12 protein-coding genes are annotated in these 14082 nt (G+C 74.6%); 7 read left to right on the top strand and 5 right to left on the bottom strand.

Annotated features, from left to right (window positions below; genetic code table 11):
• The first annotated feature begins 167 nt into the window (after positions 1 to 167).
• The gene (locus tag PV789_RS13395; protein ID WP_274977737.1) at positions 168 to 497 is read left to right on the top strand and encodes a hypothetical protein; all 330 of its coding nucleotides are present in this window, start codon (positions 168 to 170) and stop codon (positions 495 to 497) included.
• Between the two features lie 242 nt (positions 498 to 739).
• Positions 740 to 1624 (top strand): universal stress protein, encoded by an 885-nt coding sequence (locus PV789_RS13390; protein WP_274977736.1) that lies wholly within the window; start codon positions 740 to 742, stop codon positions 1622 to 1624.
• A 188-nt stretch (positions 1625 to 1812) separates the two neighbouring features.
• Here the strand turns inward: PV789_RS13390 and PV789_RS13385 are convergent, their stop codons facing one another.
• The 3 genes from PV789_RS13385 to PV789_RS13375 are packed head-to-tail and all read right to left on the bottom strand — an operon-like array spanning position 1813 to position 4723.
• Positions 1813 to 2682 carry a citryl-CoA lyase gene (locus tag PV789_RS13385; protein ID WP_274977735.1) on the bottom strand — a complete coding sequence of 290 codons (870 nt, stop codon included), beginning with the start codon at positions 2680 to 2682 and terminating at the stop codon, positions 1813 to 1815.
• Positions 2679 to 3932 carry a CaiB/BaiF CoA transferase family protein gene (locus tag PV789_RS13380; protein WP_274977734.1) on the bottom strand — a complete coding sequence of 418 codons (1254 nt, stop codon included), beginning with the start codon at positions 3930 to 3932 and terminating at the stop codon, positions 2679 to 2681. The genes PV789_RS13385 and PV789_RS13380 overlap by 4 nt, the downstream gene beginning before the upstream one ends.
• Positions 3929 to 4723: an IclR family transcriptional regulator gene (locus PV789_RS13375; protein ID WP_274977733.1), complete on the bottom strand. Its 795-nt coding sequence runs from the start codon at positions 4721 to 4723 to the stop codon at positions 3929 to 3931. The genes PV789_RS13380 and PV789_RS13375 overlap by 4 nt, the downstream gene beginning before the upstream one ends.
• Before the next feature lie 307 nt (positions 4724 to 5030).
• Here PV789_RS13375 and PV789_RS13370 point away from each other — a divergent pair, with 307 nt between their 5' ends.
• The 3 genes from PV789_RS13370 to PV789_RS13360 are packed head-to-tail and all read left to right on the top strand — an operon-like array spanning position 5031 to position 8188.
• Positions 5031 to 6020 carry a Bug family tripartite tricarboxylate transporter substrate binding protein gene (locus PV789_RS13370; protein WP_274977732.1) on the top strand — a complete coding sequence of 330 codons (990 nt, stop codon included), beginning with the start codon at positions 5031 to 5033 and terminating at the stop codon, positions 6018 to 6020.
• Entirely contained in the window at positions 6017 to 6631 is a 615-nt protein-coding gene (locus PV789_RS13365) for a tripartite tricarboxylate transporter TctB family protein (RefSeq protein ID WP_274977731.1), read from the top strand. Before PV789_RS13370 ends, PV789_RS13365 begins: the two co-directional genes overlap by 4 nt.
• Complete coding sequence (locus PV789_RS13360) at positions 6632 to 8188, top strand: tripartite tricarboxylate transporter permease (RefSeq protein ID WP_274977730.1); 1557 nt, start codon at positions 6632 to 6634, stop codon at positions 8186 to 8188.
• Between the two features lie 126 nt (positions 8189 to 8314).
• On the opposite strand, the gene PV789_RS13355 is transcribed toward PV789_RS13360, so the two are convergent.
• Together PV789_RS13355 and PV789_RS13350 are read right to left on the bottom strand one after the other, a co-directional pair.
• On the bottom strand, positions 8315 to 9868 hold the full coding sequence (locus PV789_RS13355; protein ID WP_274977729.1) for a sodium:solute symporter: 1554 nt from the start codon (positions 9866 to 9868) through the stop codon (positions 8315 to 8317).
• A 4-nt stretch (positions 9869 to 9872) separates the two neighbouring features.
• Positions 9873 to 11114, bottom strand: a complete 1242-nt coding sequence (locus tag PV789_RS13350; protein WP_274977728.1) for an anhydro-N-acetylmuramic acid kinase — start codon at positions 11112 to 11114, stop codon at positions 9873 to 9875.
• Between the two features lie 297 nt (positions 11115 to 11411).
• Here PV789_RS13350 and PV789_RS13345 point away from each other — a divergent pair, with 297 nt between their 5' ends.
• Positions 11412 to 12137, top strand: a complete 726-nt coding sequence (locus PV789_RS13345) for a response regulator transcription factor (RefSeq protein WP_274977727.1) — start codon at positions 11412 to 11414, stop codon at positions 12135 to 12137.
• On the top strand, positions 12134 to 13600 hold the full coding sequence (locus PV789_RS13340; RefSeq protein WP_274977726.1) for a sensor histidine kinase: 1467 nt from the start codon (positions 12134 to 12136) through the stop codon (positions 13598 to 13600). Before PV789_RS13345 ends, PV789_RS13340 begins: the two co-directional genes overlap by 4 nt.
• The last annotated feature ends 482 nt before the right edge of the window (positions 13601 to 14082 follow it).

Below are 14082 nucleotides of genomic sequence, written 5' to 3'. Positions count from 1 at the left end.
CCCCTCCGGGGTCACTCCGCCAGCCCGATCGAGGAAAGACGCATCAATATCACACCTTGGGGTAGCGCAACAGTCAGGAACAAGGAACGTGCTCCGTTCGTCATCATCCGCCCGGCAGTGGGGTGGCCGACCGGGACACGGGACCGACAGACGAGGAGGAAACCGCCATGAGGAACCCCCTGAGGACGGCGAAGAACCAGCTGATGCGGCGCACCGGGCTGGCCCGCCCGGCACCGGGCAGGCGCCCGCGTGCCGGTGGGCGCACGGGCGGACGCGGCAGCGACCCCCTGGCGATGGCCCAGCGGTTCGCCCGGTCCGCGGCCCGGTCCCGGGGCGGCAGCCCGCTGGGACGCGGCGGAAGTCCGCTGGGGCGCGGCGGCCCGGATCCGCTACGGGGTCCGGCGCGCCGGACGCCTCCGGGACGACGGAGCAGCCCCGGTGGGCAGGCCCTGCGGTGGATCAACTCCCTGACCAGGAGGCGCAGGCCCCGCATCTGACCCGCGCGGCGGACCCGGTTCGGCGCGACAGGCGCCGGGCACGCAGGACGACGGCTTCGGACAACACAGCGTGACACCACGCGCGACACAGCGGGGCGGGCCCGTGGAGGCCCGCCCCGCGGCCGTGCGTGCGGCACGCCCGTCCCGGTTCCGAAGGGAGCGGACCGGGCGGGACTCGCCCGGAAACCGGGAGCGGCCCGCCCTGGAAGCCCGTCCTGGTGATGATGGTGGGTGACGCGGTGGTGACGAGACCAGTGGAGGTTGTCATGGAGCGGTCGGTCCTCGTCGGGGTGGACGGTTCCGATGAGAGCCTGCGGGCGGTGGAGTGGGCCGCGGCGGAGGCCTCCCTGCGGCACTGCCGCCTGCGGACGATCACGGCCTTCCCCGCGCCGTCGCCTGACGCGGCCTTCGTCTGGCCCGAGGAGGAGATCCGCGCGAGCGCCCGCGCCGTCCTGGACCTGGCCGGGGAACGCGCGTCGGCCGCGGCCCCCGGTGTGGCCGTGGACCGGGAGGTGGCGGTGGACTCCCCCGGCCGGGCGCTGCTGGCGTGCGCGGGGCAGGACGGAACGGCCCTGGTGGTCGTCGGGCACAGGGGGCGCGGCGGGTTTTCCGGGCTGAGGGTGGGATCGGTGGCCTACCGCGTGGCCGCGCAGTCGTCGGTGCCGGTCGTCGTGGTGGGGCCGCGGCCCGCGGCCGACGACAGCGCCGAGGTGGTGGTGGGGGACGACGGGTCGGCCGGCGCGGAGCGGGTCCTGGCCGAGGCGTTCGAGGCCGCCTCCACCGGGGGCGGGCCGCTGCGCGTCGTGCGGGTCCGGGAGTCGCCGCTGCCGTTCCTTCCCCCCGTGGTCGCGTCGGCTCCCCGGGCCCGGGAGAACGGCCCTGACGATGAGGCCGCCCTGGAGCGCGCCGTCGGGCCCCTCCGTGCCCGGTACCCGGAGGTGGAGGTGAGCACCGAGGTGGTGGACGGCCGCCCCGTCGCGGCGCTGACGGACGCGGCGCGAGCGGCGCGGCTGCTCGTGGTCGGGGCGGGCGGCGAGTACGGACTGACCCGACTGGCCCTGGGTTCGGCGGCCCACGGGGTACTGCACCGCTCCCCCTGCCCCGTCATGGTGGTCCACACGGGTTGACGGGGCGGCGGGACGCGCGTCCTCAGGGCCGACCGGCACGAGCACGCCGTCCCGCCACCGGTCCGGGCGCGCGGGGAACAGCGTGAGGGCCGCGGGCCCGGGCCGCCCCGCCGGGTGACGCGGAGGAGGGGCGGGCACCGGGCCGGACGGAAGCACCGGCGCCCGCCGTTCGGGGGGACTCTCCGCGGTCAGTCCCGGCCGGGCTCCGGGGAGAGCCGCGGGTCGTCGGCGGCGAGGTGGCGGGTCGCGGGGCCGTCGTAGCCCGCCAGCACCGCCCTGGGCAGGGGCCCCTTGATGCGCGCCCCGCCCTGGTGCTCCTCCCAGGCGTGGGCGAGGATGCCCACGGAGCGGGAGAGGACGAACAGCCCCCGGGCCAGCTCCGAGGGGAAGCCCAGCGAGGCGTAGACGACCGCGGTGGCGGCGTCGATGTTCATCGGCACGGGGCGTCCGCGCCCCTTGGCCAGCGCCTCCTCCAGCGCCAGGGCTGCCTCCAGAGGTCCCGCGGGGACGAGGCCGTCCTCGACCGCCTCGCGCACCAGCCCCAGGAGCGGGTCGCGGCGCGGGTCGCGCGGGTGGAAGCGGTGGCCGAAGCCGGGCACGTACGCGCCGCGCCCGCGGTACTCGGCGACCACCTCCTCGGCCACCCGCGCCACCGGGGTCCCCTCGGCGACGCGCCCGGCCATCTCCTCCAGGAGGGCGACGCACTGCTGGCCCGCGCCGCCGTGCACGTCCCCGAGCAGGTTGACGCCGGTGGCGACGGCGTTGTTCAGGCCCACCCCGCAGCTGGCGGCCATCCGGGCGGCGGCGATGGAGGGCGCCTGGGGGCCGTGGTCCACGGCGGAGACCAGGGCGGCCTCCAGCAGGCGGGAGCGGCGCGGGTCGGGCAGCTCGCCGCGCAGCATGAGCCAGACCGTGTCGACGAAGGAGACGCGGCCGATCAGCTCCTGCACCGGGTAGCCGCCCGGTTCGATCTCGCCGGGGGCGATCCGGATCAGCCCGGTCCGCCACCAGCGGCCGATCTCCTCGTGGGTCATGGACGGCGTGTCGGACGTGCTCATACGGCCTTCTCCTCGCGCAGTGCGTCGATCTCCTGGTCGCTGAACCCCGTCTCGCGCAGCACCTGCTCGGTGTGCTCGCCCAACAGGGGCGGCGCCGTGCGCGGACCCAGGGGCGCGCCGTCCACGCGGACGCCGCTGCCGAGCACGCGCAGCTCGCGGTCCTCGTCACCGCCGGGGAAGGGCAGCGTGTGCACCAGCCCGCGGTGGGCCACCTGGTCCAGTTCCAGCGCTTGGGCCACGGTCAGCACGCGGGCGGCGGGAACCCCGACCCGGGCCAGCTCCCCCTCCCATTCCAGGGCGGGCCGGGTGCCCAGGTGCTCCTCCAGGGCCTCGCGGAGGGCCTCGCGGTGGGCCTTGCGGTCCTCGCGCTGGGCGAAGCGGGGGTCGCGCGCCAGTTCGGGCGCGCCCACGACCGCGCACAGCGCCTCGAACTGCTCCTGCTTGTTGGCGGCGATGTTGAGCGCGCCGTCGGCGGTGGCGAAGGTGCCCGAGGGGGCCGCCGTGGCGTTCTCGTTGCCGATGGGGGCCGGCTCCACACCCGCGGACAGGTAGTTGGACACGCCCCAGCCCATCGCGGTGATCGCGGTCTCCAGCATGGACACGTCCACGCTGCTCCCCCGGCCGGTGCGCTCCCTCCTGACCAGGGCGGTGCTGATCGCGAAGGCGGCGGCGAGGCCGCCCAGGACGTCGGCGATGGGGAAGCCCGCGCGCAGGGGGCCGGTGCCTGGCGTGCCGGTGGTGCTCATCATCCCCGACAGGCCCTGGATGATCTGGTCGTAGGCCGGGCGTCCGCTCAGGGGGCCGTCGGAGCCGAACCCGGACACCGCGCAGTAGACCAGGCCTGGGTTGATCGCGCTCAGGTCCTTCCAGCCGAAGCCCAGGCGCTCCAGCACACCCGGCCGGAAGTTCTCCAGCAGCACGTCGGAGCGGCGCACCAGACGGGTCATGGCCTCCCGGCCGCCGGGGGTCTTCAGGTCCAGGGTCAGGGAGCGCTTGCCCGCGTTCTGGGCCAGGAACGACGCGCCCAGTCCGCGTCCGTTCAGCTCCGCCGAGGCGCCGAGCTGGCGGGCCAGGTCACCGGAGCCGGGGACCTCGACCTTGACCACGTCGGCGCCCATGAGCGCCAGCTGGTAGCCCGCGTAGGGTCCGGCCAGGACGTTGGTCATGTCCAGGACGCGCACCCCCGCCAGCGGCAGGGCCCTCTCCCCGGCCTCGGAGCCGGAGCCTGTGTCGGTGTGGTTGTCGGTCAACGTCTCTCCTGTGTTCCGGGTCCCGCGGTCCCTCCCGAGGGGTCGAGCCCGATGTCGGTGATGCGGCGGGCGGCGTCGACCACCGCCGTGGTGAAGCCCTCCACGGCGGCGTCGGTGAAACGGGCGGTGGGTCCGCCCACGGCCAGCGCGGCGACCGGCACCCCGCCGGCGGGGCCGTAGACGGGCGCGGCCACGCCGGAGGCGCCCCGCTCGCGTTCGCCGTGGCTGACGGCGAAGCCTCGTGTGCGGGCCAGTTCCACCTCCTCGCGCAGGCGGCTGACGTGCCCGGGGCCGTGGGGGGAGGCGGCGGCCACGCGCAGCAGCAGGGACTCCCCCGCGCCGATGAGCAGCACCTTGCTGGCGCCCCCGCCCCACAGGACCATCTCGTCGCCGACGTTGACGACGTGGCGCAGCCGTTGGGGGCCCTCCTCCTTGGCCACGCACACGCGGGTGGCGTCGGCGCGGACGTAGAGGTTGACCGTCTCGGCGGTGTCGGCGACGAGTTCGCGCATGACGGAACGGACGGCCTCGGGCACCTGCCAGACGGCGTGTGCCAGGCGCGACCAGCGCAGGAGGCTGGGGCCGACACCGACCCGGCCGTCGGGGGCCGTCCACAGCAGTCCGCGCTGCTCCAGGGTCGCGACCAGCCGCAGGACCGTGGTCTTGGCCAGGCCGGTGCGCTCCACCAGTTCCCGTGTGGAGTAGCGCTGGTTCCTCTCGTCGAACAGGTCGAGCAGGTCCAGGGCTCGCGCGACGCTGCGCACGGTGCCGCCGGAGTCGCCGTCAGGCATCCCTCCCCCTTCCGTTTGGTCCACCAGGTGGTCTATCAAGACCGTCAAGTGGAATCGCGCCGTCAGCGTAGCGCAACCCCTCGGCGCACGGCCAGCCCCTCCCCGAAGAGCACCCCCCACCGGCGAAACCCGGACTGGCCTGGGCGAAAGGGAGGACCGACACGGGACTGTGCGTCGCAACACACTCGTTAACAAAAGGTTTCGAATCGCCATTGACAGAGATCACAGGGGCTCGCATGATTTCCCAGACCACGAAACGGTCCCGTTGGACCACCTGGTGGACCAGCGGGCCGAAAGGGAGTGAAGGATGAACAGACAGCGGATCCTCCGCGCGTCGGGGGCCGTGGCCACCGCGCTCCTGGTGGGCGCCGCCGCGACGAACGCCGCGCTGTCCGACACGAACGCGTCGGAGGCCCGCGCCAGGATCGACATCGTCGTCCCCGCCGACCCCGGCGGCGGCTGGGACCTGGTGGCGCGCGAGGCGCAGCACTCCCTGCGCGTGAACGACATCGTCGACAACACCCAGGTCCTCAACCTCCCCGGCGCGGGAGGGACCATCGGCCTGGCGCAGACGGTGCGCCGCGAGGGCAGCGCCACGACGCTGATGACCACGGGCACCGTCATGATCGGCGGCATCATCGTCAACGACTCGGCCCAGACCCTGGAGGACGTGACACCCATCGCCCGCGTCGCCGACGACTACGAGGTCTTCGTGGTCCCCGCCGACTCACCGATGGAGGACATGGGCGACCTCATCGAGGCCTGGCGGGAGGACCCGGGCGCGGTCGCGGTCGGCGGCGGCTCCCTGGGCGGCACCGACCACCTCCTGGCGGGGCTGGCCGCCCAGTCGCAGGGCGTCGAACCCCAGGCCGTCAACTACATCCCCTTCGCGGGCGGCGCGCAGGCGCTCACCTCGCTGCTCTCGGGCAGCCTCGACGTCGGCGTCTCGGGCTACAACGAGTTCAGCGACCAGGTGGAGGCGGGCAACATCCGCGTCCTGGGGGTCTCGGCCCACGAGCGCGTCGAGGGCATCGACGCCCCGACCCTGCCCGAGCAGGGCGTGGACGCGGTGCTGCCCAACTGGCGCGGGTTCATGGCCCCGCCCGGCATCACCGAGGCCGAGCGGGCGGAGCTCACCGCGATCGTGGAGGAGATGGTGCGCACCGACGAGTGGCGCGACACCCTCCAGCGCAACCGCTGGGACGACACCTTCCAGAGCGGCCCCGAGTTCGAGGAGTTCCTCGCGGCCGAGATCGAACGCATCACCGACGTCACCGAGGACCTGGGGCTTTCATGAGCCAGCACAGCACAACACCCACCGCCCCGGGCGAGCCCGGCGCGCGGCCGCCGGAGGAGCGGCGCACCTGGTGGAGGGGGCGCAGCGAGATCTTCGTCGGCCTGCTCACCATCGGCATCGGCGTGTTCGTGGGCGTGCAGACGCTCACCATGCACGTGCCCGACAACTCGGCCTCCCCGGGCCCCCAGCTCTTCCCCGCGATCGTCGCGGTGCTGATGCTCGCCCTCGGCGCGGCCCTGGTCGTCCAGGTGGCCCTGCGCCCCGCGGTGCCCGAACCGGAGGGGGCCGACCACTCCGACGCCGACGCGGGCGTGGTCGGCGACCTGGTCGAGGGGCGCGGCCCGGCCGCGGGCGCCCCCGCCGCCCACAGCGACTGGCGCGCCGTGGGCACCGTGCTCGGCTCGGTGGTGCTCTTCGCCCTGCTGTTGCAGCCGGTGGGCTGGCTGCTGTCCGGCGCGCTGCTGTTCTACGGCGTGACCTGGGCCTTCGGGGGCAGGCGCCCGCTGTTCGAGGCCGCCGTCGCGCTGGCCTACTCGTCCGTGGTCCAGCTCGCCTTCGTCGGCGGGCTCGGCCTCAACCTGCCCGCCGGAATCCTGGGAGGGGTGCTGTAAGTGGAGACCCTGAGTCTGCTCGGCGGCGGGTTCGCCGCCGCGCTCTCCCCAGAGAACCTGCTGTGGGCGTTCGTGGGCGTGCTGCTGGGCACCGCCGTGGGCGTGCTGCCCGGCCTGGGCTCGGCCATGGCCGTGGCCCTGCTGCTGCCCGTGACGTTCAAGCTGGACCCCACCGGGGCCTTCATCATGTTCACCGCCGTGTACTACGGCGGCCTGTTCGGCGACTCGACCACGTCGATCCTGATGAACACGCCCGGCAACAGCTCCGCGATCGCCACCGCGATCGAGGGGCACAAGATGGCGCTCAAGGGCCGGGCCTCCCAGGCCCTGGCCACGTCGGCCATCGGCGCGTTCACCGGCGCGGTGGTGGCCACGACGGTGGTGGCCTTCTTCTCCAAGGTGATCATCGACATCGCCCTGCGCTTCGGCCCGGCCGAGTACCTGGCGCTGGCGGTCCTGGCCTTCGTCGCCACCTCGGCGGTGGTGGCCCAGTCCATGGTGCGCGGGCTCATCGCGCTCTCCATCGGCCTGGCCATCGCGATGGTGGGCATCGACGCCCAGAGCGGCGCGGCCCGCTTCACCCTGGGCGTCCCCTCCCTGTTCGAGGGGATCAGCGTGGTCACGGTGACCGTGGGCCTGCTCGCGCTGGGCGAGGTGCTGCACGTGGTCTCGCGCGTGCACCGGGGCGGGGGCGCGGGCGCCAAACTCATCACCGGCACCGGCACCCCCTGGCTGAGCGGGCGCGACCTGCGCCGCGCCGTCCCGGCGTGGATCCGCGGGCTGGGCTTCGGCCTGCCCTTCGGCGCGATCCCGGCGGGCGGCTCGGAGATCCCGACCTTCCTGGCCTACGGCACCGAGCGCAAGCTCTCACAGCTCCGGGCGCGCCGGGGCAAGCGGCCCGACGAGTTCGGCGACGGCGCGATCGAGGGCGTGGCCGCGCCCGAGTCGGCTGCCAGCGCCACCGCTGGCACCGCGATGGGCGCGCTGCTGGGTCTGGGCCTGCCGACCTCGGCCACGGCCGCGATCATGCTGGCCGCCTTCCAGCAGTACGGGATGCAGCCCGGCCCGCTGCTGTTCGAGCGCAACGCCGACCTGGTGTGGGCACTGCTGGCCAGCCTGTTCGTCGGCAGCGTCATGCTGCTCATCCTCAACCTGCCCTTCGCGCCGCTGTGGGCCAAGCTGCTGCTGATCCCGCGGCGCTACCTGTACGCGGGCATCACCGGTTTCGCGGCGCTGGGCGTGTACGCCGCGTCCTACTCCATCACCGACCTGTGGCTGCTGATCGTCCTGGGGCTGCTCGGGTTCATGATGCGGCGGTACGAGATCCCGGTGGCGCCGGTGCTCATCGCGGTCATCCTCGGTCCGCTGGCCGAGACGGAGCTGCGCCGGGCCCTGGCCATCGGCCAGGGCGACGTGGGAGTGCTCTTCGCGGGTCCGATCACGATCGGGATCTACGCGGTCCTCGTGGCCGCCGTGGCCCTGGTCGCGTTCCTGCGGATCCGCGCCCGCGCGCGTTCGCGCGAGGCGCGGCGCGAGGAGACCGTCGACGCGGGGTGAGCGTCGCGTGCGCGGGGCCGGTCCGGGGCGTGTTCCGGACCGGCCCCCGCTATGTGTGCGGAGGCGGGAGCAACGACCGGCGGTGCGGCGGGACCTCGGCGCGGGCCGGGGTCGGACCGGGCAGGATCAGGGCCGCTCCCCCTCGTCCGCCGGGGCGGCCCCGCCCTCCGCGCGGGGCGCCCGGCCGGTTCCGGCGCCGGAGCCCTCCTCAGGTGCCTCCTCGGGGCGGGGCGCGGCGCCGCGGTGGCGCAGCGACAGCAGGTAGCCCAGGCCCAGCACGATGGTCGTGCCGATCGCGGTGTACCAGGTGAAGCCGACCAGGTCGGGCTGGAAGAGGAACAGCCAGACCATGGTGGCCACCGCGACCGCGAAGGAGACCATCGCGTCGAGCTGGCGGGCCCGGCGCACCCACAGCCCCAGGAAGAACGCGCCCAGCAGGCCGCCGTAGGTCAGGCTGGCCACGGACAGGCCCAGCTCCACGACCGGGTTGTCGGTACCGGTGAACATCGCCGCCGCCCCGATGAAGACCAGCCCCCAGCCGAGGGTGAACAGCCTGCCCAGCCGCAGGCCCTGGGCGTCGGTGAGCGTGCGCCTGCTGAACCGCTGGTACAGGTCGGCCATGGTCGAGGAGGACAGCGCCGACAGCGAGGACGACAGGGTGCTCATCGCCGCGGCCAGGATTCCCGCCAGCAGCAGGCCCGACAGGCCGGCCGGCAGCCCCTCCACGATGAACGTCGGGAAGAGCTCGTCGGAGTTGGCCAGGCCCATCTCCTCGACCGAGGCCCCCTCGTAGTAGGCGTACAGCGCCAGGCCCACGGTCAGGAACAGCGCGAACTGGAAGAACACCACGACGGCGCTGCCGATCACCGCCTTCTGGGCGTCGCGCAGGCTGCGGCAGCCCAGCAGCCGCTGCACGATGATCTGGTCGGCGCCGTGGGAGGCGGTGGAGAGCAGGGCCCCGCCCAGGACCGCGGTGACCGTCGCGTAGGGGGCCGAGACCGGGTTCGAGGTGAAGTCGAGGAACTGGGTCTTGCCCGCGTCGGCGGCCACCGCCAGGAAGTTCACGTCGAGGCCGCCCGCGATGACCGCCAGGGCGGCGACGCCGCCGACCGCGTACACCGCCATCTGCAGGACGTCCACCCAGACCACGGCCCGGATGCCGCCGACGAAGGTGTACAGGATCGTCACCACGCCCAGCAGCGCGATGATCGCGAAGTAGGACAGGTCGATCCCGTAGGAGTCCAGGATGATCTTGACGGGGATGGCCGCGGCGAACAGCCGCACCCCGTCCGCGAGCAGCCGCGTGAACAGGAACGCGACCGAGGCCGTGCCCTGCATGCCGCGGCCGAAGCGGGTGCCGAGGTAGGCGTAGGCCGTGGTCATCTCGCCCCGGTAGTAGCGGGGCAGCAGCACGAAGGCCACGACCACCCGCCCGATCAGGTAGCCGACCGCCACCTGGAGGAACGTGACGTTGCCCAGGTAGGCCACGCCGGGGATGCTGATCACGGTCAGGGCGCTGGTCTCGGTGGCCACCACCGACAGGCACACCGCCCACCAGGGCAGCTGCCGGTTGCCGATGAAGTAGTCCTTGATGTCGCGCTGTCGGCCGGAGAGCCTGAGGCCGAGCCAGGCCGATCCCAGCAGGTACGCCGCGATGACCACGAGGTCGATTGTCTGCACTGCGCTACTCCGGGTGGTGGGGGGCGGGGGCTCGCAGGTCCCGTGCCCCGACGCGCAGGCGCGCGGGGACGGTGGACGCGGGTTCGGGGAGCCGGAGCGGTGAGGCGCCCGGTGTGAGGCGTCCGGCCACCGGCCCGCGGCGGGCTCCGGTGCAGGAGGGCACGGAGCCGGGGAGCCCGTGCCAGGTGAGGAAGCCGATCAGCGCGAACAGGTAGGCCTCCTTGGCGTCGCTGTCCAGCCCCAGGGTGTCGAACGCGGCCAGCCGCGCCGGGCTGAGCCGGGCGGCGAGGCGTTCCATGAGGACCGGGTTGCGGGTGCCGCCGCCCGAGGCGAGCACCTCGGCCACGCCGTGGGGGCGCAGCGCGTCGGCGACGGTGGCGGCGGTGAGTTCGACCAGGGTGGCCATCAGGTCCGCGTCGTCGGGCGTGCCGGTGGCGTGCAGCGCCGCGTCGAGGTAGCCGGGGCCGAACAACTCCAGCCCGGTGGTCCTGGGCGGGGGCAGGCGGTAGTAGGGCTCGGCGAGCAGGTGCTCCAGCAGGGCGGGGTCGGGGCGGCCGGAGCGGGCGATGGCCCCGTCGGCGTCGAAGTCGGCGCGCCCGCCGCTCACCCTGCGCGCGGCGGCGTCGAGCAGGGCGTTGCCGGGGCCGGTGTCGAAGGCCAGCGGCGGCTGCTCTCCCCGCAGGACGGTGACGTTGGCGATACCGCCGAGGTTGAGGGCGGCGGTGGGTTCGGGGCGCGCGCCGAGTAGGAGGGCGTCGAGCAGGCTGGCCAGCGGCGCGCCCTGTCCGCCCGCGGCCACGTCGGCCGTGCGCAGGTCCGAGACCACGGGCAGGCCGGTGGCCTCGGCGATCCAGGCGGGCTGGCCCAGTTGGAGGGTGCCGTGGACCGTGGCGCCGTCGGCCCGTTGACCGGCCCCATGATCGGCCCGTTGATCGGCCCAGTGGAACAGGGTCTGGCCGTGTGAGGCCACCAGGTCGGCCCGTCCCCCGGCGAGTTCGCCGACCGCGCGCAGCGCCGCGTCGGCGAACGCCCGGCCGATGCGGGTGTCGAGCCGGCAGACGGTCTCCATGGTCGTGCGGGCCGGGGGGAGGGCGGCGCGGATCGCCTCCCGCAGGTCGCCCGGGTAGGGCTCGGTGCGGTGCCCCAGCGGGGTCAGGAGGACGAGGTCCCCGTCCAGGGCGAAGCGGGCGGCGGCGACGTCGATGCCGTCGGCCGAGGTTCCCGAGGACAGGCCGATGACGATCACGCGGCGCCCGCCCCGGGTCCGGGTTCCCCGGGGTCGGCCGTGGACGCGGGCGGAGGCCGGTCCCCCGGCCGGGTTGCACGGACCCGACCTGCGGCAAACCCGTGGACACCACCCATGCGACCAACCCTTCCGGCCTCGAACGCGTACCAGCGGTATACCGCGCGTCGCGGTGCGTCAACCGTTCCCCCGTGACCGGCACGGCGGTGACTCCCGGTGCCGGAGAGTTCTCACCGAACTCTTGCCCGCGGCCCGTAACCTTTCGTGTTCGTACGTCCCACGAACCTTCAGGACTCCCGCATGCCCCACGCGCCCTCCGGCACCGCCGCTCCGGCGGCCCGGGCCCTCATCGTCGAGGACGAGCCCAACATCCTCGAACTGCTCACCGCCTCCCTGGAGCTGAGCGGCTTCGCCACGCGCGGCGCGCCCGACGCGGGGGGCGCCCTGGCCGCGCTGGACGGGTTCACCCCCGACATCGCCGTCCTGGACGTGACCCTGCCCGGCCGCAGCGGCCTGGACCTGGCCGGTGACCTGCGCGGGGTCGTGCCCGGCCTGCCGGTGCTGTTCCTGACCGCGCGCGACACGGTCCAGGACCGGGTGGCGGGCCTGAGGGTCGGCGCCGACGACTACGTCACCAAGCCCTTCAGCCTGGAGGAGGTCGTGCTGCGGCTGAACGCGATCCTGCGCAGATCGGGCCGCCGCGGCTCCGAGGGCGCCGAGCCCCTGCGCTACGCCGACCTGGAACTGGACGAGGAGGGGCACCAGGTGCGCCGCGCGGGCGCGCCGGTGCGGCTCTCGCCCACCGAGTTCGCGCTCCTGCGCTACCTCCTGCTCAACGCGGGCAAGGTCGTCAGCAAGGCGCAGATCCTGGACCGGGTGTGGGGCGGGGAGAGCGACGACATACGCGTCGTGGAGACCTACGTCAGCTACCTGCGCCGCAAGGTCGACGCGGGCCGCCCCGCGCTGATCCACACCGTGCGGGGCGTGGGCTACAGCCTGCGCCTGGCGGCCGGGGGGAACGGGTGAGCGGCCGCCGCGGACTCCGCTGGCCGCGGGGGCTGGGCGGCCGGATCCCCCTGGCGGTGCTGTGCCTGACCGCCGTGTGCCTGGTCGCCTTCGGCGCGGTCGCCACCCTGCTGCTCCAGCGCTCGCTGACCGAGGAGGTCGACCACCGGCTGCGGACCCTGCCCGCGCCCCGGCACGCGACCGAGCAGGCGGACCCGCCCGTCGGTGCCCAGCCGCCCCCGCTGCCCACCGACCTGCGCGCGCTGGTCGTCGACGCCGACGGCGACGTGGTGGACAGCGTGGGCCAGACCGGCTCCGACGACGGCCTGCCGGACGTGTCGGCGGTGACGGCCGAGGAGCTGCGGGCGCGGTCCGGGGAGCCGTTCACGCTGCCCGGAACAGGGGGCGGGGGCGACTGGCGGGTGCTGACCACCGCCCGGGAGGACGGCGGGGTCTTCATGACCGCCCAGTCCCTGGCGGGGATCGAGGACACGCTCGACCGGCTCGTGCTCATCGAGGCCGTGACGGGGCTGGTGGCGCTGGCGGCCGTGGGGTTCGGCACCGCGGCGATCGTGCAGTTCCAGCTCCGGCCGCTGCGGGAGATCGAGTCCACGGCGCGGGCCATCGCCGGGGGCGACCTGGACCGGCGGATCCCGCCCCAGGACCCGGCCACCGAGACGGGTCGGCTGGGCGCCTCCCTCAACACGATGCTCGGTGAGCTGACCCGGGCCCTAGGCGAGCGGGACCGCGCGGTCGAGACGACGCGGCGCTTCGTCGCGGACGCCTCCCACGAGCTGCGCACGCCGCTGTCCTCGATCCGCGGGTTCGCCGAGCTGTACCGGCAGGGCAGGGGTCAGGGGCTGGTCGCCGAGGACGCCCGGGCGGACCGGTGGATGTCGCGGATCGAGGACGAGGCCGGGCGGATGGGGAGCATGGTGGACGACCTGCTGACGCTCTCGCGCGTGGACGAGGCGCCGCGGTTGGAGCACTCCGACATGGAACTGGTCGCCATCGCCGAGCGGGTGGTGCTCAGCGCCCGGGCCCGGGCCCCGCGCACGCCCGTGGCGCTGGAGGCCGAGGGGCCCGTGCGGGCGGTGGGCGACGGCGACCGGATCCGCCAGGTGCTGGAGAACCTCGTCGGCAACGCCCTGACCCACACGCCCGAGGGCACGCCGGTACGGGTGTCGGTGCGTCGGACCCAGGACCCGCCGCCTCCGGGACCGGCCCGTGCGGGCGCGCTGCCGCCGGGGGTGGCGGAGGTCGCGGTCATAGCGGTACGCGACGAGGGGACCGGCATCCCCGCCGGGGAGCTGCCCCGGGTGTTCGACCGGTTCTACCGGGCGGACGGGCCCCGCGAGCGGGCCGGGGCCGGGCTGGGCCTGGCCATCAGCGCGGCCTTCGTGGCCGCGCACGACGGCTACGTCACCGCGGAGTCGCCGCCGGGCGGGGGCTGCGTCTTCACCGTGGTGCTGCCGCTGGGCTGAACTCCGGGAACGACTCGTCCGGGGCCCGGCCGACGGGATGGTCTCGTCATCGACACCTCCCGCCCGTTCGAGCTGACCGCGTGGAACGAGGGCGGCCCCGCCGTGTGCACGGGCGTCGGGCTTCCCCGCCGCCTCCTGCCGCTGCCCCGGACCCGGGCCGACCGGGAGGGGATCGGCGTGCCGGGAGGGGGTCCGCGGGCCGGGAGAGGGTCCGCGGGCCGGGAGGGGGTCCGCGGGCCGGGAGGGGGTCCGCGGGCCGGGAGGGGGTCCGCGGGCCGGGAGGGGGTCCGCGGGCCGCTGACCGGCATGCCACCGGTCTGACCGGAGCGCCCGAACCCCTCCGCCTCGTCGACGGGGCGGGTTCCGCTGACGGGACCGGGGGCTTCCAGCCTCCGTACTAACATCGTCGGCGCAGAGACAACCCGGTCGGCTGCGGGACCAGAAATGGGAGGTGAGTTGATGTCTGCGGTGAAGGCCGCTGC

This window comes from Nocardiopsis camelliae (genome assembly GCF_028993595.1).
Taxonomy (GTDB): Bacteria; Actinomycetota; Actinomycetes; order Streptosporangiales; family Streptosporangiaceae; genus Nocardiopsis; species Nocardiopsis dassonvillei.
Note: the sequence above shows the minus strand (reverse complement) of the source record. Positions and strands in the feature narration are given on the sequence as shown.